General features: G+C 64.9%; 22 protein-coding genes. 7 read left to right on the top strand and 15 right to left on the bottom strand.

What is annotated here, in order from left to right:
* Positions 1–3: 3 nt before the first annotated feature.
* From LMT64_RS02300 to LMT64_RS02280, 5 genes are all read right to left on the bottom strand, one after another.
* Entirely contained in the window at positions 4–1,671 is a 1,668-nt protein-coding gene (locus tag LMT64_RS02300) for a glycerol-3-phosphate acyltransferase (RefSeq protein WP_126351323.1), read from the bottom strand.
* Between the two features lie 136 nt (positions 1,672–1,807).
* Entirely contained in the window at positions 1,808–2,608 is an 801-nt protein-coding gene (locus LMT64_RS02295) for a DUF4388 domain-containing protein (protein WP_126351324.1), read from the bottom strand.
* A 193-nt stretch (positions 2,609–2,801) separates the two neighbouring features.
* Positions 2,802–3,644, bottom strand: a complete 843-nt coding sequence (locus tag LMT64_RS02290; RefSeq protein WP_126351325.1) for a tetratricopeptide repeat protein — start codon at positions 3,642–3,644, stop codon at positions 2,802–2,804.
* A 68-nt stretch (positions 3,645–3,712) separates the two neighbouring features.
* Complete coding sequence (locus LMT64_RS02285) at positions 3,713–5,185, bottom strand: NAD(P)H-hydrate dehydratase (RefSeq protein WP_126351326.1); 1,473 nt, start codon at positions 5,183–5,185, stop codon at positions 3,713–3,715.
* 119 nt (positions 5,186–5,304) lie between these two features.
* Positions 5,305–5,568 carry an M-like protein gene (locus LMT64_RS02280; protein ID WP_126351327.1) on the bottom strand — a complete coding sequence of 88 codons (264 nt, stop codon included), beginning with the start codon at positions 5,566–5,568 and terminating at the stop codon, positions 5,305–5,307.
* Positions 5,569–5,722: 154 nt separating this feature from the next.
* Between LMT64_RS02280 and LMT64_RS02275 the strand changes: the two genes are divergently transcribed.
* From LMT64_RS02275 to LMT64_RS02260, 4 genes are all read left to right on the top strand, one after another.
* On the top strand, positions 5,723–6,427 hold the full coding sequence (locus LMT64_RS02275; protein ID WP_126351328.1) for a MotA/TolQ/ExbB proton channel family protein: 705 nt from the start codon (positions 5,723–5,725) through the stop codon (positions 6,425–6,427).
* Positions 6,424–6,861, top strand: coding sequence for an ExbD/TolR family protein (locus LMT64_RS02270; RefSeq protein WP_126351329.1), 438 nt, complete (start codon positions 6,424–6,426; stop codon positions 6,859–6,861). Before LMT64_RS02275 ends, LMT64_RS02270 begins: the two co-directional genes overlap by 4 nt.
* Positions 6,858–9,194 carry a hypothetical protein gene (locus LMT64_RS02265; RefSeq protein WP_126351330.1) on the top strand — a complete coding sequence of 779 codons (2,337 nt, stop codon included), beginning with the start codon at positions 6,858–6,860 and terminating at the stop codon, positions 9,192–9,194. The genes LMT64_RS02270 and LMT64_RS02265 overlap by 4 nt, the downstream gene beginning before the upstream one ends.
* A gap of 123 nt (positions 9,195–9,317) precedes the next feature.
* Positions 9,318–10,058 (top strand): hypothetical protein, encoded by a 741-nt coding sequence (locus LMT64_RS02260; protein WP_229253309.1) that lies wholly within the window; start codon positions 9,318–9,320, stop codon positions 10,056–10,058.
* A gap of 120 nt (positions 10,059–10,178) precedes the next feature.
* Here the strand turns inward: LMT64_RS02260 and LMT64_RS02255 are convergent, their stop codons facing one another.
* The 8 genes from LMT64_RS02255 to LMT64_RS02225 form a co-directional block, all read right to left on the bottom strand.
* Entirely contained in the window at positions 10,179–10,436 is a 258-nt protein-coding gene (locus LMT64_RS02255; protein ID WP_126351331.1) for a glutaredoxin family protein, read from the bottom strand.
* Positions 10,437–10,512: 76 nt separating this feature from the next.
* Entirely contained in the window at positions 10,513–10,746 is a 234-nt protein-coding gene (locus LMT64_RS02250; protein WP_126351332.1) for a DUF2905 family protein, read from the bottom strand.
* A 171-nt stretch (positions 10,747–10,917) separates the two neighbouring features.
* Entirely contained in the window at positions 10,918–12,327 is a 1,410-nt protein-coding gene (locus LMT64_RS02245; RefSeq protein WP_126351333.1) for a hypothetical protein, read from the bottom strand.
* Positions 12,328–12,448: 121 nt separating this feature from the next.
* Positions 12,449–13,279 carry a GNAT family N-acetyltransferase gene (locus LMT64_RS02240; protein WP_126351334.1) on the bottom strand — a complete coding sequence of 277 codons (831 nt, stop codon included), beginning with the start codon at positions 13,277–13,279 and terminating at the stop codon, positions 12,449–12,451.
* A 129-nt stretch (positions 13,280–13,408) separates the two neighbouring features.
* Positions 13,409–14,962 carry a choice-of-anchor I family protein gene (locus tag LMT64_RS02235; RefSeq protein WP_229253308.1) on the bottom strand — a complete coding sequence of 518 codons (1,554 nt, stop codon included), beginning with the start codon at positions 14,960–14,962 and terminating at the stop codon, positions 13,409–13,411.
* Positions 14,963–14,986: 24 nt separating this feature from the next.
* On the bottom strand, positions 14,987–15,613 hold the full coding sequence (locus tag LMT64_RS02230; RefSeq protein ID WP_229253307.1) for a GNAT family N-acetyltransferase: 627 nt from the start codon (positions 15,611–15,613) through the stop codon (positions 14,987–14,989).
* A 6-nt stretch (positions 15,614–15,619) separates the two neighbouring features.
* Positions 15,620–15,748, bottom strand: a complete 129-nt coding sequence (locus LMT64_RS14160) for a nuclear transport factor 2 family protein (RefSeq protein ID WP_267869770.1) — start codon at positions 15,746–15,748, stop codon at positions 15,620–15,622.
* Between the two features lie 12 nt (positions 15,749–15,760).
* Complete coding sequence (locus tag LMT64_RS02225) at positions 15,761–16,021, bottom strand: nuclear transport factor 2 family protein (protein ID WP_229253306.1); 261 nt, start codon at positions 16,019–16,021, stop codon at positions 15,761–15,763.
* 107 nt (positions 16,022–16,128) lie between these two features.
* Between LMT64_RS02225 and LMT64_RS02220 the strand changes: the two genes are divergently transcribed.
* Positions 16,129–16,290 (top strand): hypothetical protein, encoded by a 162-nt coding sequence (locus LMT64_RS02220; protein WP_170165920.1) that lies wholly within the window; start codon positions 16,129–16,131, stop codon positions 16,288–16,290.
* Positions 16,291–16,362: 72 nt separating this feature from the next.
* Entirely contained in the window at positions 16,363–17,292 is a 930-nt protein-coding gene (locus LMT64_RS02215) for a ketopantoate reductase family protein (RefSeq protein WP_126351336.1), read from the top strand.
* A gap of 295 nt (positions 17,293–17,587) precedes the next feature.
* Here LMT64_RS02215 and LMT64_RS02210 read toward each other — a convergent pair whose 3' ends face one another.
* On the bottom strand, positions 17,588–18,760 hold the full coding sequence (locus LMT64_RS02210) for a glycerophosphodiester phosphodiesterase (protein ID WP_229253305.1): 1,173 nt from the start codon (positions 18,758–18,760) through the stop codon (positions 17,588–17,590).
* An 84-nt stretch (positions 18,761–18,844) separates the two neighbouring features.
* Positions 18,845–19,477 (bottom strand): ribonuclease HII, encoded by a 633-nt coding sequence (locus tag LMT64_RS02205; protein WP_126351338.1) that lies wholly within the window; start codon positions 19,475–19,477, stop codon positions 18,845–18,847.
* Between the two features lie 160 nt (positions 19,478–19,637).
* Between LMT64_RS02205 and LMT64_RS02200 the strand changes: the two genes are divergently transcribed.
* Positions 19,638–21,902, top strand: coding sequence for a RelA/SpoT family protein (locus LMT64_RS02200; protein ID WP_170165921.1), 2,265 nt, complete (start codon positions 19,638–19,640; stop codon positions 21,900–21,902).
* The last annotated feature ends 2 nt before the right edge of the window (positions 21,903–21,904 follow it).

The raw sequence follows: 21,904 nt of genomic DNA, 5'->3' as shown, positions 1-21,904 counted from the left end.
ACATTAGTCCAGGACCGTAAAGCCCAGTTCCTGCGCCTTGTCCACAAAGAAATTGACGTTCTCAGTTTTGGTGCCCATGCCCAGGCTTTTGCGGTCATGTTCACCGGTCGCGGCGATAATCAGGGTTTCGGCCAAGCACGCTGGAACCGCACCTTCACCGAATTGCAGATCAATTCGGCTGGTCATGTTGCCGGGCGGCAGCACCACCCCGCCGGGAATCACCCGCACACCGGGCACGTCCCGCACGCCCTCGTCCACATCGGCGGGGCGGCCCTCGTCGAAGATCCAGGCCCCCGGACGCACCTGCTCGGCGAAGATCACCGGGTCAGGGTCCGAGGTGGCCGTAAAGATCAGCTCGGCTTCTTTGAGGGTGTCATAGGACGTGGTGGTCACGATTTCGGTGTCCGGGTTGGCGCGGCGCAGGGTGGCCGCCGAGCGCTCCAGCCGCTCCAGGTTGCGGCCCACCATGATGACCTTACCCACCTGCGGGGCGATGGTGCGGGCGATGCCGAAGGCCACCACACCGTTGGCCCCCACCACGGCGGCGGTGGCGTGCTTCAGGTCGCGGCCCTGGGCACTGAAGTGTTCCAGGATGCCGGGAATGGCCGCCTTGATGGTCCCGGAGGTATAGGCTCCGCCGTTGGTGACCGTCAGCTCCGGCACCGCTTCTTGTACGGCCTCGCCCTTGTTGCCGACCACACTCCAGAACGCCCCCAGTCCAAAGACCTCGGCGCCCAGTTCCTGCGCCAGCCGCGCTCCTTCGATGGCGCGGCGGGTCGCCAGTTCGGGGTCGTCGCGGAACATGTCAGGCAGCAGCGGAGCGCTGAGCAAGTAGCAGTAGATTTCCTTGCCCTGCTCGGTCTGGATGCCGCGTAGCTCGCCCACCTTCATGGGCCGGAACTGCGCGGCGATGCGCCCCACCAGCTCTTCACCGACCAGACCACGCTCGTAGAGGGGGCGCAGCCAGGCAAAGCGGGGCGTGCCGGTCCAGAAGTCCTCGATTTTCATGGGGTGAATCATGAAAGCCGTGACCACCTGATCGTCCCGCTTGCCCGCCAGGGGAACCGGATCGCCCAATCTCGGCTCGGTGCCGTCCAGAATGCGCCCCAGGTTCTCCTTGAAGCGCCAAGCGGCGCTCAGCAGCAGTGCGGACGCCAGCAGCTGCTCACCCGTACTGCGCCGATCCGCCAGTGTGGCCACCGTAAAGGTGCCCAGGCCCGCTACGGTGGCCAGCGCTGGATAGCGCGTTCCAGCCAGCGCCGCGCCGTAAGCCACCAGCGGGAGCAGCGCCGCCCCGCCGTATCCCTGGCGCGAGAGGGCCACGAAGACGCCCAGCAGCACCAGATTGCCCCGGCCACGCGGCAGCGTGTCTCCGTAGAGCGCGGAGGGCGGATTGAGGTGGCCCAGGTAAGCGGCGACCCCGGCAGCCAGGGCCAGGGGCGGAGTGGGGGCCAGGGCGACCGCGGCAGCCCCCTTGGCGGCGTCCAGCCCGGCCGTGCCCAGCGCCAGCTCCGGTCCCAGACGCTCCAACACATTTTCCACGCCCAGGTTATAAGGGCTGTTCAGCCGGGTGTCTTTTTGTCGGCGGGCCAGCAGCCAGTGGCCGAGTGGCAGACTGCCGATCACAAAAGCCGCCGCAGGAACGGCCAGACGGGTGAGGAGACGCAACATGAGGCGCATTGTACGGCAGTCGGCCAACCCTGAACCGGGCCAGAAGTCAGCTTCCCGGAAGGCGATGGAGCGGCCACCCCCTGAATCAGTGGCTCAGGAGAGGGGACTTGAAAAGTTTTAGGCTGAGAACGCTTGCTCAGGCCAGCGAAGTCGCCTGCTCCAACGCCGCCGCTTCCCACAGCCAGTCGCGGATCACCCGGCCCGCTCCCGGAAAACCGCCATCTTGCCCCAGCTCCCGCAGCAGCTCGGCGCGGACCTGCTCGGAGCTGAGCCCACGCCCCAGCAAACGGCTGAGTGGCTTCTGACCATCCAGCAACCGCAGAACTGCGCTGCGCCGTTTGGCCTGGGCGTCCTCACAGGGGGGCAGGATCAGCAGGTCCCACTCGAAGCTTTCCCGGATGGGGTGAATCATGTGTGCGGCGTGGAGATCCGCCATCTGGATGCAGACCTCGAACAGAGACTGGCCCGTATTGGCCGCCACCCAGCGGGCCGAAGCTCCACCCTGGCGGTTAAACGGCGCGGCCTGCCCCCAGAAGCGCTGTGACGGGCTGACGATAACTTCCACGGCACGCGGCCACTCGTCGCTGAGCCGTGCCCACTCCCCCATCAGTTGGCCAAACGGAGCCAGCGGCCACCGCGCAGCAGCGGACACCCGCATCTGCCAGAATTCAGCCCTTCCCGTGGTGACGGTCTGTGGGAAGGCGTACAGTGCCTCTGGGCCGTGCCAATCATGCAGGGCACAACCGACAAGTTCGCCGCCCACGAATTCCAGGCGCAGCGGCAAAGGGCCACCCGGTAGCTCGGCCTGGACCCGGAGCTGCCCAGTCTGGCGGGTGGAATGAATCAGTTCCATCACAGCGGTCAACGGGACTTCATCCAGGCCTGCCGACAGACCCAGCACAGGCCCCTCGGAGGTGGTCGTAGACAGCTCAGGCATGCTAAAGGCGAGGATAGCCCAGCGGTGGTTGCGGCGCCATCACATTTGAGCAGTGGACCCCGTCCATTCAGGCAGAGGGGTTCAACGTCTAGCAGCCATGCGGACCATGAGGTACGGCGCCTGATGGCGTCCATGTCTCCTCGCTCTCCTGCGGCGCTGTGCCCGTCTGCTTGCGGAGAACCGTAGTCCGCCTCTAGGCTGCTGGGCCTGAGCCACCCCACATCCAGAACAAGGCAAAGAACAGCAGCAACGCCAGAGCAATCCACACTGACCTGGGAAGGCGGTTCAGCCCGGAAACCGTGCGCCGGGCTTCGTCGCGGCCCCGCTGATCCACCTGACGGCGGTCCAGCGACTGGGCCTTCTTCTGCGCGCGGACCGACTCGGCCCGTTTGCCCTGCTGGCGCAGCACCACCGCCAGATTCTGGTGAGCAGCGTGGTGGCGGGGCTCCAATTGCAGAGCGCGGTGCAGGTCCGCTTCGGCGGCAGCGTAGTCCTGGCGCTCGGCAGCCAGCCCGGCGCGGTTGGTCAGGGCGCGGTAGTGCTGGGGGTCAGCTGCAAGTGCCGCCGCGAACTCCGTGGCCGCCTGCTCGGTCTGACCTACTTCGGCGGCCAGTACGCCCAGCAAGTTATGGGCCTCGGCGCGGGTCAGCGGGTGGCTTAGCGCTCCGGCCAGGGCCGCTTGGGCTTCGGCAGGCTGCTGCCAGCGGCGAACTTCGGTCAGGGCCCGCAGGTGATCTGCCAGGGTCGGGTTCAGCAGGGCCAGCCGAACCTCCGCTGCCGTGGTCGGCAGGGCTGAGGAAGGAGTGGTCGGAGGTGCTAAAGACTCCTGATCGGCCAGCCACGCTTCCAATTCGGTCAGCGCAGCTTCAGGCCGTTTGGCACGCAACAACTCCCGCAGCTTGATCCAGCTCTGGATGTCGGCAGCTTCCTCGCTCTGGCCGGCCAACTCAGCCTGATGCAGGGCCACTTGCAGGTCATGGTCCAGCCCACCTTTACCCTGCCCAGACGACGTTGCGGGAGAAAAAGGAGCGCTCACCCACGCAGCATACCGTGTAGGCCACGGGCGTCCTGACCGCAGAAACTCACGCAGTGCAGATGAACTGGTCAGCCTGAAGGGGCGCTCAGATCGGCCCAGGCCCGGCCCAGTTCGGCCGCCACATCACTGGCCCCCAGGCCATAGCCGTGACGCTGGGCCGCCCGTTCTCCGGCGCGGGCATGCAGGCGTACCCCCACCTGCGCGGCCTGCTCGGTGGGCAAGCCAGCGGCCAGCAGCGCGGCCAGCACCCCAGCCAGCGTATCGCCCATGCCCGCGCTGGCCATTCCTGGATGCCCACCCCGCGACACGCTCAGGCCCCCGGCCCAGGCCACCACACTGGGACCACCTTTGAGGACCACCACGCCGCCGTAGCGCTGCTGCAAGGCTGCCGCGCTGCCCAGCGAATCGGCCGTCACCTCACTAACCGCCACCTCCAGCATTCGGGCCGCTTCGCCAGGATGGGGAGTCCAGATCACCCCGGCGTGACCCAGACCGCTCAGCTCCGGCTGCAACGCGTCGGCGTCCAAGACCGACGGTCTCTTCCAGGCCAGAACTTGGCGGGCCAGCGCGGGCGCCTGCGCTCCCAGGCCCATTCCCAAGGCCAGCGCATCCGGGCGGGCGCTTTCATGGGCCAGCCAATCGTTCAGCGAGTCATGACGGGTCCGCATCAGTTCCGGCGTGACCAGGGGCACTTCCGCAACTGAATGCAGCGTAACCAGCCCGGCTCCGGTTCGCAGCGCCCCCACGCCAGTCATGGCGGGTGCGCCTTCCAGCCCTACGGAGCCGCCGATCACCCAGACCCGGCCAGCATCACCCTTGTGGGCATCGGCGCGGCGGTGGGGCAATACGCGGCCCAATTCGGCGTCGGCAGGGCGGACCGCGCTGGCCTGACGAGCGGTCCAAGCCAGGGGCAAAGCCAGGGTATCCAGACTCAGGTCGCCGCAGGCCGCTGCCGCCGCTCCGAACAGGTGGACGGGTTTGTAGGCGCTTAGGGCCAGGGTCCAGTCGGCACGCACCCACAGCGCGGGACAGGTGATCCGGTCGGCTTCCAAGCCACTGGGTAAGTCAATGGCCAGCACCGGCTCCTGCGCCTGGGCCGTACGGGTGTTCAGCGCTTCCACGACCTCCGCCAGTTCGCCGCGCAGTGGCCCCCGCAGCCCGGTGCCCAGGAGACCGTCAGCCCAGGCCGCTGCGGGGGGCAGCGCCGTCACCGCCGGGGCCGACAGTTCTTCCACTTTTCCCCCGACCGCACGCAGGCGGCCTAAGTTGCGCTGGGCCAGCTCGTGCTTTGGCACCGCGGCCAGCACCATCACTGGCTGACCCACCGCCAGCAGATGACGGGCGGCCACCAGGGCATCTCCTCCATTGGCCCCAGGCCCCGCCAGCAGCGCCAGCGGACGCGCACCCGCTGGCACACGGCGCAGCAGTTCAGCGGCCACCGCCCGCCCCGCCGCTTCCATCGCCGGGTCCAGCAGCCCCACCGCTTCCAGCCGGGCGTCCAGTCCCTTTACACCCACCGCGCTCAGCACGTATTCGGTCATGCGGGCATTAGAGCAGATGGGATCCAATGCCCCAGCCACCGGGGCATCAAAAAAAGGCGCCTGAGCTGTTACGCCCTACGCCTCTTGCTGCGGGTCGGTGCCGAACCCGTAAGTGACTTTTACTTCTCGCCGTAACGGTTCTCGTCGTCGCCCATGTTGGTGCTGGGTGGATCACTGGCGTCCATGGTCTGTTCCACGCCCACATCGTGACGGTCCAGGCCCTGCTGCTCGTATTGGCCGGGTTCACTGCTCTCAGCGACGACTTCAGCGTTCAGGTCGTCATTCTTGCCCTGCTGAGCCGCGCGGGTGTGCTGGAACTGCAAGTCCACATTGCTGATCTCCTGACTTTCCTGCTGGTCGCCTTGATTGTTATGGTCGGTCATGGCTACAGAGTAGCGCCTCCGGTCTGCGGGACGCTGATAATCACTTAGGAGCAAGGTTAAGGCCCGCGCCCACGCCCCTCGGCTCACGGGCGACTCATGGCCACGTCAGCTTCACTTCACCCTTGCCACCTCCAGGCGTGGTAACGGTAAGGACGTGACTATCCTGGAGCTTCTGACCGCCGCAGGCCCGCTGTTTTATGTCCTGATCGCCCTTTCGGTGTATGTACTGTTTCTGGCCTTCGCCCGCGCACAGACGCTGGCCCGGCTAGGTCAGGACCCCACCGCCGTGATTGAGCGGGCGCGGGCCACCACGGCCGAGTCCGGCCCCAGCGCCGCGCTGGCCGAGCTGGATTACACCGGCCAGAGTTCACCGGTAGCCAATGTGATGCGTGCCGGGCTGGCCCGCGCCGACTGGGGACCGGACGCTGCTGGCTCGGCCATGAACTCTGCGCTGCTGGCCGAGGACAGCCGCCTGTACGCTGGCCTGAGCGCCCTGGGCACCGCCGCACAGATCGCTCCGCTGCTGGGACTGCTGGGCACCGTGATCGGGATGGTGCGTTCCTTTCTGGTGTTCTCGGCAACGACCAATCCTTCGCCCACCGAGCTGGGCCAGGGCATCAGCGAGGCACTGATCAACACCGCAGGCGGCCTGGTCGTTGCCATCATCGCCTATGTGGCCCGCAACGCCCTGCGCTCTCAGGCGGACCGCATCGCGGCCAGTGCCGAGCGGGTGCGCGAAGAACTGCCTGGCTGGTTGAGCCGCCCTGGCAGCCTGACCGCCCGCAGCACCCTGCCCAGCCGCGCCGCCGAAGCCGAGCGCTTGTCACCTACCTTCGAAACGGCTGAGGCCACCCCGTGACCCGCCCAGGCCGCCGACGCCTGCGGGACGACACCCCGGTCACCTTCGACTTCGCACCGATGGTGGATGTGGTGTTGTTGCTGCTGATCTTCTTCTTCCTGACCAGTTCACTGTCCGAAGGTGACGTGGGTCAGGCCCTCCCGCTGGACCTGCCCCGCGCCAACATGACGGTGGAGGAAACGCCGGACCTGCCCGTGGTCAGTGTGGACGCGGCAGGCGGCATTTTCCTGATGGGCGAACCCACCACCCTGGAGGCCCTGAGCCAGCAACTGCCGCCAATGGTCGAAGCGTCCGGCGGCCTGGTGGGCCTGCGGGCCGATGAGGGCGGCAACTACGGCGCTGTGGTGGAGGTCATGGACACCATCAAGGCTGCCGGTGGAGTGCGCCTGGCCCTGGGCACCGCCACCGAAGCGGCCGGAGGAGGCGCGGAGTGACCACCTGGACCCCCCCGGAGCAGCGACAGGAGCAGCGCCGGGAAGATCTGCGGGCCGCTGGCCTGAGCCTGATCATGCACGGCGCCCTGCTCATGGGTCTGCTGCTGATCCGGCAGGTGGCCCCGGCGCTGTGGGAAGCCACCGTGCTGACACCTCCGCAGGTGAGTGCCACGCTGGACAGCCCTGGCTCCGAGGACGGCGACCTGCGTGACCCCAAGGACGCCCCGCTGGAGATCGTGGCGCTGGCGCCCCGGCGTGCCGACACCCCGCCGCCTGAGCCGCTCACCGAGAACAGCGACACGGCGTCTGGGAGCAGTGGTGGGAGCGCCAGTGGTGGTGGTGGAGGCAGGGGCGGAGGTGGCAGCGGCTCTGGACCAGCCAGCAGCGCTGCAGGCGGAAATGCGCCGACATCCGTTCCCCCTCCAGCTCTGGCAGGCGGCGCGGCCCCGGCTGGCCCAGCCGATGTCTCTGCGCCGTCCAGCCCAGCACCCAGCGTGGCTACCCTGCCGCCTACGCTGCAGGACTTGCCACGCCGGGAGAATCTGCCGGAGCCCGCACCCGCTGCGGCTATAGCTGCAGAGCCTGACGCCCCGGCGTTGACCGCACCTGAGCCTGAGCCCGCTGCGCCACCTGCCCAGGTGGCCGTGACCCCTGAAACCCCACCCCGCCCAGCACCCACCGTGCTGGACAGCGCACCGCCTGAACCCGAAGTGGCGCAGGCTCCTGTGACCATCACCCCCCCGCAGGCCACGCCAGAGCCATTACCCACTACTGAGCCTCAGGCCGTGGCCCCAGCTCTGACCCCACCTACACCGGAGCCTGTGGCAGAACCTCCAGCCGAGCCAGCTGCGTCCGAGGTGGCCCAGGTCCCTGATGAGGAGGCCACGGCAGCTGAACAGCCGGTCACAGATACCCCCAGTGCCCCCATCACCGAAACCACTCCGGAGGCGGCACCCCGAGCGGAGGCCCCAGTACCCGCCGTTTCAGTACCGGACAGCGTGCTGGCAGACGCTCCGGCAGCCCCAGCCGCACCAGCTGCGACGACCCCTGGTGACACCGATCTGCCGGAGCTTCCTTTGATCAACGCTCCAGGCGCACCCATCGCTTCCACTGAGGAAGCACCGGTTCCAGGTGGACCGGTCAGCAGTGTACCGACCAACGCTGCTACGCCGACCACCCAGACGCCAGGGACCGGGGAAACGGTAGCAGACGACACCACCCCCGAAACGGAAAGCGCGAGTGGACCCGCTGCCGGAGCTGCAGCACCCACGCCCGCTCCAGGAGGCGAGGTGGCCCAGGCCCCCGTAACTGGAAGCGGTCAGACACCCGGTGCCGAAGCCGAGGTTCCCGCCGCGCCGGTAGCTGGCGCCGACACTGCTGCAACAGGCACTGGCGGCCAAGCGGAAGCGGCGGAAGCTCCCGCTGCAGCTGTAGGCGGAACCGCAGGCACCGACGATGGCAATGGTGAAGCCCCAGTGGCGGCGGCAGGACCAGCCGCCGTGGCTGGTCCAGGCAGTGCCGAAGTGGCGGCCGCGCCAGTAGGCGGCACGGGCGCGGGCGGCAGCGGTGAAGCCGCAGCGCCAGCCCCGGCAGCCGGAACCGGCGGTGTAGGCCGTGGCCCCGGCGCCGATCAGGGCGGTACCCAAGGTGAAGGTGCCCCTGTCGCTGGCGTAGGTGCTGGCAGTGTGGCAGGCCCCGGCACTGGAGAAGTCCCTGCCGCACAAGCCGCCGCAGGGAGCAGCGCCAGTAGTGGGGACGGCAGTGGTGGGACCACTGGCCCTGGCACGGCTGAAGCGCCGGTACCAGGCGTTGGTACTGGTGGTACAGGAACTGGACAGGGCACAGGCAGCGGCGAAGGTGAAGCTGCGCCAGCCACGCCTGCCGGCAGTGGTTCACCCGCTCCAGCCCCTCCCGCTGTCACACCTGCACCCGCAGCAGGCCCAGCCGAACCTACCGGTGCCGATATGGACCAGACGGCAAGCCGGGGATCTCAGGTCTGCACTGTGGTCGTGGACGTGCGCGGCCTGGGCAACTTTCAGACCTCGCAGTTCAGCTATATCTATGGTCCCGGCGGCGAGCGACTGTGGCCCACCCAGCAGCAGATCGCCAACGTGAACAGTACGCTGGCCAATGAAGGCCTGCTCAGCTATTTCCATACCGAGGGCGAAATCAGCTCCCAGTACGGCGAATTCACGACCGTACGTGCCACCGGGCTGGTCCGCGATCCGCAGGCCACCAATACCGTCTTGCTGAACTCGGCCCAGCTGGACGCGGCAGCAGCGGCGCAGTTCCAGACGGTCGGTTCACAGTGCCGGCTGGTGTACCTGTACTAAGTGTACCTGTACTAATCAGCTTCGTTTCAGTTTCCGTTCAGCTTGATCTGATATTCCCATTCGTGACGCCCTTTACCAAGACTGACTGAGATGCACCGAAATTCACCAAGAGAGGTTTTTGCCATGCGTAACCCTGTACCCACCCGCCTGACCATGTCCCTGATCGCTTTGCCCCTGCTGGCCTCCAGCGCCCTGGCCTGGACGCCCACCCTGGACCAGCCCACCGCCAAGACCGTCATTGACACGGCCTTTCAGCGTCCGGTCGAAGGTGCCAAGCCCACCTACCAGACCGTAAATCTGGCTGTAGAAAATGGCGCCTTCAAGACCCCTGGCGGCGTGAATCAGTTTGCCGGAGAGGCCAGCTGCCTGAGTGGCTGGCTGGCTGCCCCCCAGGACTACGCTGAAGGCAGCCGCATGCTGAGCGTCACCGCCAGCGGCCAGGCCGACGTGCTGCAACAGCAAGCCGCCAAAGCCTACGTGGACTGGAACAACCTGCGGCCTGAAGACGCCCTCACCGAAGAGGCCCGCGCTCAGCGTGCCCGGCTGATCGCAGACAACCAGCTGCGGGTGGACATCAAAGTGACGGGAGCCGCCAGCGAGCAGACCCGCCGCGCCTACCGCGTGCGCCTGCAGACCGGCGAAAACACTTTCGTCAACCCGGCCCGCCAGAGCTACGTGGCCGACTGGAAGCAAAGTGCAGATGGCCTGTGGAGCGGCACGGTGGTGTATTACTTTGACGCCAGCCCAGCCGAGGGCCAGACTGGCCTGCGCTTCGACCCCAACGGCAAAGTCAACGTGCAGTTCTACAACGAAAAGAGTCAGTGCGGTTACAGCGTTCCGCTGGACCTGGGCAGCTTCTACTAGAGGCTGTCCGGGCAATCAGGCTCCGCACCTTATTTTCCGGATAGCTTCTAAGCCCGTCACCAAATCAAGTCAAAATCCCCCGCCCAAATTGTGGCGGGGGATTTTACTGGCCGGTGAAGGTTACAGCCCAGCTTCAGCCAGGAAGGCATCCAGCTTCTGGGGGCGAAAACCACTCAGGCTATGGGCCACCTCCCCGTAGACCAGCGTGGGGACACTGCGGCGTCCTCCATTGATCTGCATCACCTGATCGGCAGCCGTCTCGTCTTGCTCGATGTTGATTTCGGTAAAGGCGATACCACGCGCCGTCAGCGCCCGCTTGGCCACCACGCAATCGGGGCACCAGCTGGTGGTGTACATCGTGACAGTCTGATCAGTCATGGCTGTCAGTGTAGACCAAGCATCCGGCGGCAGCGCGGGCCACGTCCCAATTGGATCGCCAGCGGTTCAACTCCGGCTAACGAAACATCCGCAGTAAGGCACTCAGGAGCGACAGCACCAAGCTGATCGCCAACATGCTGACCCAGGGCACGAAGACGAACGTGTTGCCGTTCTGGTAGCGAGTATCACCGGGCAGGTGGCCAAACCAACCAAAGAGGGTCTTCAGCGTGCCGGGAGAATAAGCCCACAGCAGGCCCAGGCCCACCAACACCAGGCCCAGCAGCACCATCAGGCGGGGGAAATCAGACATGCACCCAGTTTCGCGCAGGGAGCTTGGGCACAGGCCGAACACCAAGCTTCTCTAAGGCCCACTGTGAACCACTCCGGCCAGCCTGAGGAACCCCTGCCACGTCGGCCAAAGTCACTGGGGAATCTCACTCCAGCCCAGACGGCTGATGAGATTCCCCAGCAAATGTCTAAATCAGCGCGACAGGATCATATTCTGACCCGTAGCTGGGTCATAGAGGTGCAGGGCGCGGCGGTACCATACCAGCAACTTGTTGGAGTTGGGGATAGCGTACAGCTGAGTATCGCTGGCCCAGCCGACGGACAGTGGGCTGTCCTTGGCAACGGGCAGAGCAGTGCGGTCCCCGGTGCGGGGGTCAATCCGCACCGGCGAGAAGCCCACCGCATTGACCTGTTCCTCGGTGGTGTAGAGGAAGTTGTTGCTGAAGGCCAGACTTTCGCCGATCAGGGCTTCACCGTTGCCCTTTTTGAAGACCTGCACGCCGTTGCCGGTGCGCTGGCCCGACACCAGGGTACGTTCGCCACTGCGGGTATTGACACCCACCACAATGTAGTTGGGGTTGGGGCCACCGGCCGCGTAAACGGTGTCCCCCGCCAGAATCAAGTCGCCGAACAGTGGACCGCTGGAGGTGGTGTTGGCCACCCAGGGAATGCCGCCACCCACGACGTTCTCGCCATTGGCGCTGAACTGCGAAACTGCGGTGCAGCGGTAATCCTTGGAAGCGTCCAGCTTGAACAGGGCCAGGCCCGAACCCAGCGGATTGTTGTCGTGCAGCAGGTAGATATTGCCCTGGGCGTCCGTAGCGATGCTGGAACGGGGGATGGCTGGGCGGGGCGCTGGAGTGGACTGAGGGCAGAAGTAACCGTTGCCTGGCTGCGGGGCAGCAGTGGCAGCAGGCTGCGCATTGCCACGGTTGCCGCCCAACAGTCCACCCAGGCTGATGTTGCCCAGCGGAGTATTCACGCTGACATCCGGCACCGCCACGCGGCCCGCTGCTGCGCCAGCCGTCCCACCGGCGGTGAATTTGCGCTCTACACCGTCACGCACACGGGTATCCCCACTGGTTGCGGAGGTCCACAGCAGGGTGCGGTCCCCAGTCCCCGCATTGATCCGGATGGCCTGACCGCCACTGTAGGCCACCAGGTCGCCACCGGGCAGCGGGTTCACGTCCGACACACGGCCCAGGTCGTACAGCTCGGTCTGGCCCCGGTCGCCCTGGGTGGTCACGCCTTTGCCCCGGCTCTCGGTGGAGTTCAGGTAACCACTGATGATCCGGCGATTGCCGGTGTTCAGATCCACTTCCATGACTGCGCCATAACGGTCATTCACGTCGCTGAGGGTATTGATCGCCACAATCAGCTTCTGGCCGTCGGCGGTGACAAAGCCGCCCCGCAGCTCATCGCGCGTCCCACCCTGATAAAAGGAAGGACCGCTGCCAATGGTGCCTGCCGCCGAAGCATCGTTATTGGCGATGCAGCGCGGATTACTGCGCTCAGCGGCGCAGTTGGGAATGGCGGGCAGTGCCCCTGCCTGAGTACCGAAAGCCAGAGCTACCACTGCGGTTACCATCCGATTCATTTTCATGGAGTCCTCCACGCTCAGGCTAGATCGCGCACCGACTTGACACAAAAGGGAGAGTATTCACATTTTATGGTTTTGTGAGTCCGGCCAGGATGGAACCGTTTGGAATCTTTGGCATCGCTCATCAGTCGGCTGGAGATGGGGGCCGCTCCAGCGCCCACTCAGGTTCGGCCACCCCGAACCCCAGCCGCTGATAGAGCGCCTGCGCGTGGTATTCGGTGTCAGCGACGATCACCAGACGGTCGGCTCCCAGGTCACGGCGTGCCCAGTCCCCGGCTGCCACCACCAGGTTGCCAGCCAGACCCTGCGAGCGCCAGTCCGGGTGGGTTTCCACACTCTGGTAGCGGGCCAGCCGCTCATCCCGGTGTGTTCCAGCCTGGTAAATCCCCAGCGCCGCCCGCAAGGCCCGCCCCACAAAGGCACCCCAGTATGCCCCGGCCCCAGCCTGCTGCATGGCCCACGCCTGCTGCACCTTGCGCTGGGCAAACGGCAAATAGTCGGTCTGCCCCGCATTCACCGCCAGCCGCAAATTGAGCAACTGGTGCCAGTCGTCGCCGCTCTCCAGTGGGCGCACCTGCGCCCCGGCGGGCAGTGGGCGAACGGGCCCCAGCCGCTGCGCCGTCAGCACCGCCAGCGAATCCAGCCGAAAGCCCAGGGCCTCGAAGCGGCGCACTGCCTCCTCGGGCGGGCGCAGCGGCGAGTCCAGCCCAAAGGTCCGGTGCTGGGCCTGTGGAAATTCTTGCTCGAAGGCGGCCAGCCATGCCTGTGGATCGGTATCTGCCGCGAGGGAGGGATAAAGCAGAAAGTTGCCCCACCAAAAATGCGGATTCTCCGGGGTGCGAATCACCTGGTAAGCGTCACGCGGCTCCACCACCAACCCCTGATGGGCCAGCACCGCCAGATCGGTCTGGTAGCCCAGCGAACGGTAGCGAATGGTTTTGGCCCCAGCAGTCATGGCCTTAGGGTAACGGGAGTAGTTCGGCTGTGCATCAGCGCAATGGCTTAGGGTTCCAGGTCAAAGAGCAGGCACCAGACCGCAAATAAGCGCCGGAAAAGTGCTCCCCGGCCCTTATTTCGCTGACACTCAACGCTGGCTTAGTGCCTGCGCCACGTCAATAATGCTCACGCTGCCCGCCGGGTCCACCGAGTAATCTTCGTTCGGCTCGCCCTCGTTGGCAACCAGCAGGGTGCGGCCATCGGGCGTGAATGTCAGCATGTCGGGCAGTGCGCCCACCGTCACGGGTTGGGCCAGCGGCTCTCCCTTGGCATTGAGGAGAACCACCTGGCCTGCATCGGTCTTGGTCCTGGCCTGCACGGCAACCGCCACCACACCATCATGCACGGCCACCGAGTTGGCTCCGTCCCCATACTGGCTCAGGTCCACCGAGCTGATGCGCCGTGGCTGGCTGGGATCGCTCAGGTCCAGGATGTCCAGGGCGCCCGTCTGACCGTTGACCGTAAAGAGACGCTGGCTGGCCGGATCGAAGGCACTAATTTCAGCCACACCCTCATCAAAGGCGAACGGCTCCGCCTGATAACGGCCCAGGCGGGTCAGCTGCCCACTGTCCGCCACCGCATACACCGACACGCTGCCGCTGACCTCGTTGGAGCTGACAAGCAGAGGCTGACCGCTGGGGCTGTCTGCCGCCGGGATAAACAGCAGGCCTCCAGGGGCCAGATCGCCTGCCAGACCGCTTTCGGGATCGGCCATGCGGTCCAGATCATTGAAATACTCCACCAGTCGCGGTTGAGCGGGGTCCGAGACGTTCAGCACCATGATGCCGCCCTGACGCTCCAGGCCCACAAAGGCGTAGTGCTGCCCACCCAGTTCCGCCACAGTGAGGGCTTCGGGTTCAGCACCCTTGTTGTCGCTGCGACTGTCGAATCCATCCGCCGTCCCTTCCGAGTTGAAGGCCTCCGGCACCTGGGCCGCAGCGGTACGCTCGAACAGATCCCCCGTATCGCTGACCTGTTCACCCTCCGTCGTCCAGATGCTCAGTGAACGCCCACCGAACGTCACCAGTCGTGTGGCCTGGCCCGCTGCATTCAGGCGGAGGTCGGACGGCAGGCTGGATACGGTCAGGCGGCCCAGCGCGGCACTGTCCTGCAACTCGGCAGCGTTAGGGAAAGTGGCGGGGTCCAGTTTCAGGTCTTTCACGCGCACTTCGTCCGAAAAGCCGTCGTAGTTGCGGGCGTCACCCTCATTGGCGCTCAGGAGATAGGTCTGACCTTTGACCGTATAGCTGGCGATGGCGTCGGGCATGTAGGCCCCGAACACCGGCCAGGGCTGGATGTTGATGGCCTCATCTTTGTCGCTGGCGTCCAGCGCCGACCCACTCCAATCCTTAAGTCCTAGCGGCAAAACTGCGGTGATCTTCCCGCTGGCAATGTCCAGTACAGCCAGGGCATTGTTTTCTTGCAGGCCCACATAAGCCGTCTTGCTGTCGGCACTGACGGTGATGTACTCAGGTTCGGCGTCCAGCGAGAACTGGCCACTCTTACCGGGGCGGGTATTCAACTCTTTCTTGTCGAAGGCATCGAAGCCGGCCAGAGTATGCAGGGAGCGGGGCTCTTCGGCGGAGATCAGACCACAGGCAGACAGCAGCAGCGGGAGGGACAACATCAATACTTTTCTCACGCAGCTCACTGTTCCGCAGGATGTTCAGCGCCCTGTCAGCTGACGGGTCCAGAACCGCATCGGTTTGGCCGTTTCGGTTTCCTCACCTAAGTCCTGCCAGGACATCACCGTATCCAGATCAGGCTGTTCCCGGTAGCCACGTCCCTCCCAGAACGATGTCAGTGAGCGGTAATTTACTGGCCGACTTGGGTGATCGGCGGGACGCTGCACCGCACAGAAGGCGGTGTTGGACAGGCCCAGCGCGCGGGCATGGGCCTCACGCTCGTCAAAACAGCGGTGACCGAAACCCCGGCCCCGGTTCGGGGGAAGCAGCACACTTTCACCCAAGTAGAGCCACTCGGAAACGTCTATTCCAGCCGCCTCGAAAGGGTCTACCAGGGCCGCTTGTTCATGCCACAGCGGCAGCGCGGTACTGGCCCCTACCACCTGCCCGGCATCTTCGACCAGCAGCAACAGCATGTCCGGCGCACGCAGGTAGCGGGCCAAGTAGTCACGTTCGTAGCGCTCGGAGCCGTGATACAGGTAAGGATAATCGCGAAACACGGTCATCCGCAGCTGGGCCAGGGCCGGAGCTGCCGCCTGCAACTCGGCGGGATCGGTGACACGGCGCAGGGTCAGGTCAGCAGCTGAAACAGAGTCGGACGGGGTCACGCTGACTTAGCCTTGTACCTGACGGGTCCATTCGGACAGGTTATAGTAGTTGGTCACACGGGCAATCCGGCCGCCGCGCACCTCAAAAAAAGCGCCCACCGGCAATACGTAGGTCTGCCCCTGTGCCTCTGGCAATCCAGTGTAGGCCTAAAGATATTTGCCGTGAATGACAAACTCGGCGGCAGCGCGGCGACCATCTACGCTGCTCAGGATGGTCAGATCTTCGGCCCGCTCACGGTAGTGGGTGTCCATCGTATCCAGAAAGACACGAAATGCTTCCTTGCCATGTTCACGCCCACCCTGGTTGATGTCATGCACCACATCATCGGTCAGCAACTCCAACATGCCAGCGCTGTCCCCCCGATTAAAGGCAGCGTAATAGGCTTCGATCAGGGCGTGGGTCTCCATTTGCACCAGCATAACGGAAGCGAACTGCACCCTCAGAAAACGCCGTGTCACCATCCCTCAATGAGAGATGAAGCTGGGTCGGTGGCATCAGAACCTACACTCTGGCCATGAAGAAACTTCTGATGCTGCTGACTGTGTTCATGGGCCTATTTGCCGTGTCCTGCTCCGCCCCTGCCGCCGATGACGACACGCCGCAGTCGGTGGGCAGCCAGGCCGAAGACGCAGATGACAACGACGACCAGGACGACGACGACCAGGACGACGACTGAGCTGTATCTTCCGGCATCAGCAAGGCAAGCCCAGCGGCGTGTACACCGCCGCCCTACCTTACACTGAAGCCCATGCAAGACATCGTCACCGTGTCGGTCATCGGCCTGGGCGCGCTGGGTATTTTGTTCGGTGGACAGCTGGCAGCAGCCTTGCCTGCCGGGACGGTACGGGTGGTGGCCGATCAGGACCGCCTGGAGCGCTACCGCGAGCAGGGGATTTACTTCGATGGTGAGCGGGTTCCATTCGACTATCTCACCCCGGACGCAACCCCCTCACCCGCCGATCTGGCGCTGGTGTGCGTCAAGTTTCACCAGCTGGAAGCGGCGCTGCCCCTGATCGCCAGTCAACTGGGGCCAGACACCCTGATTGTCTCAGCACTCAATGGAATTGCCAGTGAAGCCGTCCTGGCAGAGCATTTCGGGCCAGAGCGGATCGTATACGCCGTGGCGCAGGAGATGGACGCCCGCAAAGACGGCAACCGCCTGGTGTACCGGGACCGGGGGCAACTGGTGATCGGGGCCATGACCACTGATCCCAGTGAAGCGGAGCGGGTAGAGCGGGTGGCCCGGTTCTCTGCCCGCGCAGGCCTGCCGCACACCGTCGTCCCCGACATGCCCCGGCGGCTGTGGGGCAAGTGGATGCTGAATGTGGGAGTCAATCAGACGGTCGCGCTGTATCAGGGCACCTTCGACACCGTGCAGCGCCCCGGCGAGGCCCGCGAGACCTTCAAGGCCGCCATGCGCGAAGTGCTGGCGCTGGCCCCACATGAAGGCACCGGGCTGACCGAAGCCGATTTCGACTACTGGGTGCGCGTGATGGACGCCCTGGACCCCGCAGGCAAGCCGTCTATGCGCCAAGACCTGGAAGCGGGCCGTCAGAGCGAGCTGGAACTGTTCGCCGGAACCGTGCTGGCGCTGGGACAAAAGCATGGCGTACCCACACCTGTGAACGAGCGGCTCTATCAGGGGATTCAGGCGTTGCAGGCCCGCCAGGACGTTTAATGACCGCTCCCGACTTCCCGCTGGGGGTGTCTCCCACGCCGCTACAAGATGGCCCAGATGCTTTTCCTGGCGGGCCGGAGCTGTGGGTCAAGCGCGGGGACAGGGTGCCGACACACTGCTGACCTGGGGCGGCCCAGACCCACAGGCCAAGCACTCGCACTATTCCATGACGCAAAGCCCACCAGCAGCGTTCAAACGGGTCGGTGCATCCTCTTGACACATCTTCCTGAGTAAAACACTGGGCCTGACGCCCCCATGCTGGGGACGCATCAGGCCCAGCGACAATCTCGGCAGCTCAGCGGCTCAGTGCATCCACCACTTCGCGGCCCGTTGCTGGGAAATCGGTAAAGAGACCGTCTACCCCGGCGGCAATCGCCTGGCGCATCTCGGCCTTGGGATCGCCGCCGTAGCAGGACAGCAGATAGCTGGCCTCATTGCGGAAGGTCCAGGGGTGCAGCGGCAACCCGGCGGCGTGGGCACGGGTCACGAAGTCCGTCGTCTGGCAGTGATCGTCAATCACCCAGCGCTTGTAGGGGCCGACTCCATCAGCGTAAGTAGCGATGTCGCGCAGACCCTCGCTGCTACCCAGAGCGGCGTAGGTGCGGGTGTCGCCTGCCGCCGTCCAGTCATAAGGAGCCTCATCGGGACCAGAGATCAGCTGAATGAGCGGCAGATCCACTCCTGCAGCGGGCATGATACGGGTGTTCAGGTCACGCAGGTTGGCCGTCTCGAACGACTGAATAAAGACGCGCTGGGGGTCAGTGAATTCCTCGCGCACCAGCGTGTCAATAAGCAGCTGTGAGGTGTTGACACCGGCCACCGCCTGCATATAGGTGGGATGCTTGGTTTCGGGGTAGATCCCGATCTGACGCCCGGTGCGGGCCTCTTCTTCGCGGACCAGCGCGATCACTTCGCTGAGGGTCGGAATCTCGAACAGACCGTCGTACTGGGTGCTGCGCTGCTGCGGCAGGCGCTCCAGGGCACGCAGGGTCTTCAGTTCGGCCAGGGTAAAGTCCTCTACGAAATACCCGCGCACAGTATGGCCGTCCACCTGCTTGACCGTCAGGCGGTCACGGAACTCTGAGCGGTTATGCACGTCGGCGGTGGCTTCCAACACCTTACCGCTGGGGTCCACAATGGCAATCACGGGTTCGTGGCGGGCCACCAGCACGCCATCTTTGGTCACGACCAGATCCGGCTCAATGAAGTCCGCGCCACCACGAATGGCCTCACGGTAGGCTTCCAGGGTGTGCTCAGGCCGCGTGCCAGAGCTGCCACGGTGACCGATCACCAGCGGCGCGGCGCCTGAGAGGGTCTGCCACTGCACTGCAGGTGCGGGAGCCGGCACAGGTGGAGCTGCCGGAACTTGAATAGGAGCTGCGATAGGTGCCGTGGGCACTCCCCCACCACCCAGCAGCTCGGCCTGAGCGCTGCCCAGCAACGAGAGAACAACCGTCAAGCCAGCCAAAGTGAACCCTATTGTATTTTTCCTCATAGGGCTTATCTTGCGCGGCAAGTGTCAGGCAATTGTGGCGCAGGCCCTGAGGACCGCTTACAGCAGCCGCTCTTGCAGCAGCGCCGCAATGGGCCGAAACCCGCGCCGGTGCACGGCACTCACGCCCAGTTCGGCCAGGGCAGCGCGGTGAGCTGGCGCACCGTAACCCTTGTGGCCCGCGAAGCCGTAGCCGGGATACTCGCGGTCCAGGCGAATCATCAGGGCATCCCGCTCGGTCTTGGCCAGCAGGCTGGCAGCGGCCACGCTATAGCTCAGGGCGTCGGCACGGGGTGGAGCCAGCAGCGGCAAATCGGTCCGCAGCCGCAGGTGGTCAGTGACCAGCGCCTGCGGCTCCGGGTTCAGTACAGCCAGCGCTCTCATGGCGGCAGCGTGGGTTGCGCCCAGGATATTCAGCTGCTCTATCTCGTCAGGCCAGGCGTGTTCCACTGCCCAAGCCAGCGCAATGCGCCGCACCTCGTCGGCCAGGGCTTCGCGCTGCGTGGCACTGAGGGTTTTGCTGTCCGCAAAGGGCAACTCCTGCCCGGTATTGGGCAGGATCACGGCGGCCACCGTCACTGGCCCGGCCCAGGCACCCCGGCCCGCCTCATCGACCCCCGCCACCCGGAAATAACCCCGCACCCAGTGCTGGCGTTCCAGGGACCAGTCGGGGCTGACGGTAAGCACAGGCATAAGAAGCAGCATAGCGCTGGTCAAATGAGGGGGACGCCATTGACGCGGCTACGCGGTGCCTGTAAGGAACAGTGGTTCCACCCATCTGCAGATACGGCTGTCCGTCCTCCCACCACCGTCCCCGTGCCAAGGCCGCGCTATGCTGGAGGATGTGCATGGCATGGACATTTTGCGCGCCCTGATCGCGGAGCGGCCTCAGGCGGAACGCGACACGGTAGAGCGCGCCTACGAGTTTGCGCGGGACGCCCACGAGGGGGTCGTCAGAAAGAGCGGCGAGCCTTACATTACCCACCCAGTCGCTGTCGCCACCATCCTGGCCGAACTGGGCATGGACACGGTCAGCGTGACGGCTGGGCTGCTGCATGACACGGTTGAGGACGTGGACGGCGTCACCTTTGAGGTCATTACCGACCATTTCGGCACCGAAGTCAGCCGTATCGTGGAAGGTGAAACCAAGGTCAGCAAGCTGAGTAAGGCCGGGTCGCAGACTGCCGAGGTCCGGGATGATGGGCGCGACCTGCAGGCCGAGAACCTGCGCCAGATGTTGATCGCCATGACCGACGACCTGCGGATTATCGTGGTCAAGCTGGCCGATCGGCTGCACAACATGCGGACCATGGCGTCCATGCCCGAGGAAAAACAAAAGCGCATCTCGCGCGAGACCATGGAGATTTTCGCGCCGCTGGCGCACCGCTTAGGGATCGGGCAGGTCAAATGGGAACTGGAAGATCTCAGTTTCCGCTACCTCTACCCTGCCGAGTACGCCGAGCTGAGTTCGCGCCTGCGAATGCAGCTTGACGAGCGCGATTCCATCGTGCAGCAAGCCGAGCAGTCCCTACGCTCGGCCCTGGAAGACGACCTGGAATTGCCCGACTGGGTAATCGACATCGACATTTCGGGCCGCGCCAAGCACCTCTGGAGCATCTACAACAAGATGCGCCGTGAGGAGAAGGGCCTGGAACAGATTTTCGACCTGATGGCGCTGCGGGTCATTCTGACTCCTCGGCCCGTCGAAGCGCGGGACGGTACCGATGCCGAGCGACTGGTCCGCGCCGAGGAAATGCGCGAGAAGCGGATCTGCTACCACACCATTTCCATCGTCCACTCGCTGTGGACTCCGCTGCCGGGCCGCTTCAAGGACTACATCGCCGTGCCCAAGCCCAACGGCTACCAGTCGCTGCACACCACCGTGATCGGGCGCAGTGGGCAGCCCATCGAGATTCAGATTCGCTCGCAGCGAATGCATGAGGTGGCCGAGTATGGGGTGGCCGCGCACTGGATGTACAAGCAAGGCGGGCAGCTGAACCAGCGTGAGCGGGACCAGTGGATCAATCAACTGCGCGAGTTGCAAAACGAAGTGGGCGACGCCACCGACTACATGGACGCTGTCAAGAACGACTTTTTGTCGCACCGGGTGCGTGTCTTTACGCCCAAGGGGCTGGCGGTCAGCCTGACCGCAGGCAGCACGCCAGTAGATTTTGCCTATCACATCCATACCCGCATCGGGGAGACGATGGTAGGCGCACGGGTGAACGGCAAAATCGTGCCCCTGAGCCACCGCCTGGACAACGGCGACATGGTCGAAATCCTGACCAGCAAGAACGGCAAGCCCAGCAAGGACTGGCTGAACTTTGCCGCGACCCGCTCAGCCCGCACCAAGATCCGCTATTTCTTTCGCCAGGACGAGCGGGCCGACGCGCTGGCCCACGGTCAGCAGATGCTGGAGCGCTATCTGCGTAAGCGCCATCTGCCAGTCCGCAAGCTGATGAGTGTCCGCAAGCTGGAAGACGCGGCGCAGGAGCTGGTCGGCAGCCGCAACCCGGACGAACTGTTTCTGGCGCTGCATTCCGGCAAGGTGTCGACAGCCCTGGCCGCCCGGACGCTGGACCCGGAGTTGCTGGTTTCCAAACCGCTGACTGGCGCCCCACCCCCAGCCCAGACCGGCAACAGTGAGCAACCCAAGGTGTACGTGGAAGGCCTGAACACCGGCACCAAGCTGAGCCAGTGCTGTCAGCCGATCCGGGGTGACCAGATCATGGGCTACCTGACACGCGGACGCGGTGTCAGCATCCACCGCATCGACTGCCCCAACATGATCCGGCTGCTGGCCGACGAGCCCGAACGCTGCGTATCGGCCAGCTGGAATTCCAAGACCGAGGATCACTTTGAGGTCAATCTGGACGTCACCGGGCCTGACCGTGATGGCTTGCTGGCCGATATTCTGAGTGTGCTGGCCGCCAACAAACAGAGCCCGCTGCGCTTTGAGGCCTTCGTGGACAGCCAGGAGTCGGCGCATGTCTGTCTGCGCCTGGGGTTTGGGGATAACCAGGCCATGCGCCACCTGATCTCCGAGTTGGGCAGCGTGTCAGGGGTACGGGAAGTGCGGCGCACCCGTGGATTTGGGCAGATGTCGCTGCAGGAATAATC

The organism is Deinococcus radiophilus (genome assembly GCF_020889625.1).
GTDB lineage: Bacteria > Deinococcota > Deinococci > Deinococcales > Deinococcaceae > Deinococcus > Deinococcus radiophilus.
This window is presented reverse-complemented; position numbering and strand designations above follow the sequence as displayed.

Bases quoted from the DNA above. Each gene is read 5' to 3' on its own strand.
- LMT64_RS02300 (WP_126351323.1), bottom strand. From the start codon at position 1,671: ATGTTGCGTCTCCTCACCCGTCTGGCCGTTCCTGCGGCGGCTTTTGTG.
- LMT64_RS02295 (WP_126351324.1), bottom strand. From the start codon at position 2,608: ATGCCTGAGCTGTCTACGACCACCTCCGAGGGGCCTGTGCTGGGTCTG.
- LMT64_RS02285 (WP_126351326.1), bottom strand. From the start codon at position 5,185: ATGACCGAATACGTGCTGAGCGCGGTGGGTGTAAAGGGACTGGACGCC.
- LMT64_RS02280 (WP_126351327.1), bottom strand. From the start codon at position 5,568: ATGACCGACCATAACAATCAAGGCGACCAGCAGGAAAGTCAGGAGATC.
- LMT64_RS02260 (WP_229253309.1), top strand. From the start codon at position 9,318: ATGCGTAACCCTGTACCCACCCGCCTGACCATGTCCCTGATCGCTTTG.
- LMT64_RS02255 (WP_126351331.1), bottom strand. From the start codon at position 10,436: ATGACTGATCAGACTGTCACGATGTACACCACCAGCTGGTGCCCCGAT.
- LMT64_RS02250 (WP_126351332.1), bottom strand. From the start codon at position 10,746: ATGTCTGATTTCCCCCGCCTGATGGTGCTGCTGGGCCTGGTGTTGGTG.
- LMT64_RS02245 (WP_126351333.1), bottom strand. From the start codon at position 12,327: ATGAAAATGAATCGGATGGTAACCGCAGTGGTAGCTCTGGCTTTCGGT.
- LMT64_RS02240 (WP_126351334.1), bottom strand. From the start codon at position 13,279: ATGACTGCTGGGGCCAAAACCATTCGCTACCGTTCGCTGGGCTACCAG.
- LMT64_RS02225 (WP_229253306.1), bottom strand. From the start codon at position 16,021: ATGGAGACCCACGCCCTGATCGAAGCCTATTACGCTGCCTTTAATCGG.
- LMT64_RS02220 (WP_170165920.1), top strand. From the start codon at position 16,129: ATGAAGAAACTTCTGATGCTGCTGACTGTGTTCATGGGCCTATTTGCC.
- LMT64_RS02215 (WP_126351336.1), top strand. From the start codon at position 16,363: ATGCAAGACATCGTCACCGTGTCGGTCATCGGCCTGGGCGCGCTGGGT.
- LMT64_RS02205 (WP_126351338.1), bottom strand. From the start codon at position 19,477: ATGCCTGTGCTTACCGTCAGCCCCGACTGGTCCCTGGAACGCCAGCAC.
- LMT64_RS02200 (WP_170165921.1), top strand. From the start codon at position 19,638: ATGGACATTTTGCGCGCCCTGATCGCGGAGCGGCCTCAGGCGGAACGC.